This is a genomic window from Xanthomonas sp. SHU 166, from assembly GCF_000364685.1.
GTDB lineage: Bacteria > Pseudomonadota > Gammaproteobacteria > Xanthomonadales > Xanthomonadaceae > Xanthomonas_A > Xanthomonas_A sontii.
Genome location: NZ_AQOJ01000265.1, coordinates 1 through 2,985 on the forward strand (window position 1 = coordinate 1; position 2,985 = coordinate 2,985).

5 protein-coding genes are annotated in these 2,985 nt (G+C 71.8%); 4 read left to right on the forward strand and 1 reads right to left on the reverse strand.

The genetic code is table 11. The annotated features are described in order from the left end of the window. Positions 1-167: 167 nt before the first annotated feature. Positions 168-797: a DUF4126 domain-containing protein gene (locus D180_RS08480; protein ID WP_017912459.1), complete on the reverse strand. Its 630-nt coding sequence runs from the start codon at positions 795-797 to the stop codon at positions 168-170. 185 nt (positions 798-982) lie between these two features. Between D180_RS08480 and D180_RS08485 the strand changes: the two genes are divergently transcribed. The 4 genes from D180_RS08485 to D180_RS08500 all read left to right on the forward strand — a co-directional run. Then, positions 983-1,717 carry a DUF6776 family protein gene (locus tag D180_RS08485; protein ID WP_017912460.1) on the forward strand — a complete coding sequence of 245 codons (735 nt, stop codon included), beginning with the start codon at positions 983-985 and terminating at the stop codon, positions 1,715-1,717. Positions 1,718-1,724: 7 nt separating this feature from the next. After that, on the forward strand, positions 1,725-2,174 hold the full coding sequence (locus tag D180_RS08490; protein WP_017908989.1) for a polymer-forming cytoskeletal protein: 450 nt from the start codon (positions 1,725-1,727) through the stop codon (positions 2,172-2,174). A 31-nt stretch (positions 2,175-2,205) separates the two neighbouring features. Beyond that, a complete protein-coding gene (gene erpA, locus D180_RS08495; RefSeq protein WP_017908990.1) occupies positions 2,206-2,592 on the forward strand; it encodes an iron-sulfur cluster insertion protein ErpA in 387 nt (128 codons plus the stop codon). A 48-nt stretch (positions 2,593-2,640) separates the two neighbouring features. Then, positions 2,641-2,985: NUDIX-like domain-containing protein (locus D180_RS08500; protein WP_017912461.1), on the forward strand; the 345-nt coding region annotated here is incomplete at its 3' end.

Genomic DNA, 2,985 nt, shown 5'->3' on the forward strand with positions numbered 1-2,985 from the left:
GGGCGCCGCGCGCTCCGCGTCGCCGACCCAGCGCCGCCAGTAGTGCGGCGGCGGGGTCTCGGCGCGGACATGGCGCGCGCGCGCGTCCTCGCGAAGGGAAAGCGGAGCGGTGTCGTTGGCGGGCATCGCGTCTGGTTCCTGGGGCGCGTCCAATTATGCGACGAAGTTCACGATGGCTGTGCGCCGGGGTGCGAGACGTTGCCGGCCGGTGCCGTCGGCGAGGCCAGCAGGCGGCGCATGCCCCGCCACAGCAGGCGCCATGTCCACCACACCAGCAACGCGCCGAGCGCGCTCGCCGCCAGCACGACGGCCAGTGCCAGCCACGGGTGCGCGAGGGCCAGGGCCAGCGCGGCGATCACCACCGAATCCTCGGCCAGCGAGGCGATCCAGTTGCTGGCCGGCTCCGGCGAGGTGTTGAGCAGGGCGCGGGTGCCGGCCTTGAGCGCGTGGCTGGTCAGCGCCACGCCCGCGCCGGTGGCCAGCGCGCCGGCGCTCAGCTGGCCGTCGGGCGAAAGCGTGGCCGCGGCCAGGAAGGCGCCGGCCGGAATCCGGGTCAGGGTCTGCAGCAGGTCCCACACCGAATCCACGCCGGGGATCTTGTCGGCGAAGAACTCGGCCAGCGCCAGCGCGCCGGAGGTGCCGAGCACCCACCACGACTGCGTCGCCTGCAGCGCCGGCGGCAGCTCCAGCCAGCCGAGCAGGCCGGCCAGGCCGATGCCGAACACGGTCAGGTAGACGCGGATGCCGGCCAGCCAGGCCAGCAGGATGCCGATTACGAAGAGATGGGCGTCGGTCATGGCAGGCGCTCCTGCAAAGCACGGATGCCGGTCACTATCGGCCAAGCCCGCCACGAAGGCCAGCCCGCGGCGCGGGCCGGCCGCGCAGTCCGGCGCCGCTCAGGAGGGTGGCTTACACTAGGTGGCCCAGCAGGCCGACCCGCGAGGATCGACGCCGGCGCCGCCTCGGTGGCGCGGCAGCGCGCATGAACCGACCCGTTCCCCGTTTCCAGATCGTGCCCAATGGCGCCGCGCCCCGCCGTGGCCGCGGGCTGTGGTTGCTGCTCGCCGGGCTGTGGCTGCTGTCGCTGGCCCTGACCTGGTGGCTGGCCAGCCGCCAGGCCGCGCCGCGGCTCGGTGCGGTCAGCGCGCAGTTGCGCGAGGCCGAACGCAACCTGCAGGCGCAGCAGCGGCAGATCGAGACGCTCAACCAGCGCCAGGCGACCCTGGCCCGTTCCGACCAGATCAGCCGCGCCGCCAACAACGAGGTGCAGAGTTCGCTGGCCGAGCGCGACGAGGAGATCGCCGGGCTGCGTGCCGACGTGGCGTTCTACGAGCGCCTGGTCGGCGCGACCAGCCAGCGCAAGGGCTTGAGCGTGCATTCGGTGGAGTTCTCCGCCGAGGCCGGCGGCACCTGGCGCTACAACGTGGTGCTGACCCAGAACCTCAACCGTGGCGCGATCAGCCAGGGGCAACTGCGGCTGACCGTGGAAGGCGTGCGCGGCGGCAAACTGACCAGCGTCGGCTGGGACGAACTGCACCAGAAGACCGGTGTGCCCGGGCAGGACTACTCGTTCCGCTACTTCCAGCAACTGGACGGCAGCGTGATCCTGCCCAAGGGCTTCACCCCGCAACGGGTGCGGGTGGCATTGAGCGGCGGCGGGGCGCCGGTCAGCCAGACCTTCGATTGGACATTGGCCGGTAACGGCAAAGGGGAATAATCAGCCTATGTTTGGGAACAAGAACAGCCGCAACAGCGGCCAGACCGTGGTCGATACGCTGATCGGCGCGCAGGTGGTGATCCGCGGCGACCTGGTGTTCAGCGGCGGCCTCTACGTGGAAGGGCGCATCCTCGGCAAGGTCGTGGCCGAAGACGGCGCGCCGGCCACGCTGACCCTGTCCGAGCACGGCAGCATCGAGGGCGAGGTGCGCGCACCGGTGGTGATCATCAACGGCCAGCTGATCGGCGACGTGCATGCCGCCGAGCGCGTGGAACTGGCGTCGAAGGCGCGGGTGCAGGGCAACGTGCACTACCAGGTGGTGGAGATGAACGCCGGCGCGCAGCTGACCGGGCGCCTGATCCACGCCGGCAGCCTCGCCGCGCTGGCGCCGCCGGAAGCGCACCGCGAGGCCGCCGGCGACGCCGAGCCGCCGCGCGCGCTCACCGCCGAGGCTTGATTCGGCCGTCCGCCGTCCCCATTCTCCCGCCATGAGCACTCTCGTCTCCCTGCCCGGCGCCGCGCCCACGCCCGACTACCAGTCGCTGGACCGGCCGTTGAACTTCACCGCGGCCGCTGCGGCCAAGGTGCGCGAGCTGATCCGCGAGGAAGGCAACGATGCGCTGGCGCTGCGCGTCTACATCCAGGGCGGCGGCTGTTCCGGCTTCCAGTACGGCTTCGAGTTCGACGAGAACCGCGCCGAGGACGACCTGGCGGTGCAGACCGACCAGGTCACCCTGCTGGTCGACCCGCTCAGCCTGCAATACCTGATGGGCGCGGAAGTGGATTACAGCGAAGGCCTGCACGGAGCGCAGTTCGTGATCCGCAATCCCAACGCCAAGACCACCTGCGGGTGCGGCAGCAGCTTCAGCGTGTAGACACGCTGCGGCTTGCGGGACGCACGGTTTGCCTGCACCCTGCGGCGCATGTCCGATCCGACGCCTGCCTCTTTCGCCTTCGCCGGTCCTGCGATCGACCGTGCCGATGCCGTACGCAACGACCCGGCCGCGCTGCGCCAGGCCTGGGAACAGGCCAGGGTGCTGGTGCTGGAAGCCGATGGCCAGGCGCATGCCGATGCCGACGGACGCCCGCTGATCGCCAGCGCCGCCGCCCTGGGCGCGCTGGCAGAGCAGGCCATCTTCCTTGGCCTGGACCAGGATCAGGCCTGGTTCGCGCTGGCCGCCGACGCGCTGCCGCAGGCGCTGGCGCCGCCGCAGCGCATCGACCTGCGCCGCGCCGCGGCCGAGTGGCCGGCGCCGGAGGCGGGCCTG

Excerpts from the sequence above, each read along its gene's own strand:
- D180_RS08480 (WP_017912459.1), bottom strand. The coding sequence starts at position 797 with ATGACCGACGCCCATCTCTTCGTAATCGGCATCCTGCTGGCCTGGCTG.
- erpA (WP_017908990.1), top strand. The coding sequence starts at position 2,206 with ATGAGCACTCTCGTCTCCCTGCCCGGCGCCGCGCCCACGCCCGACTAC.
- D180_RS08490 (WP_017908989.1), top strand. The coding sequence starts at position 1,725 with ATGTTTGGGAACAAGAACAGCCGCAACAGCGGCCAGACCGTGGTCGAT.
- D180_RS08485 (WP_017912460.1), top strand. The coding sequence starts at position 983 with ATGAACCGACCCGTTCCCCGTTTCCAGATCGTGCCCAATGGCGCCGCG.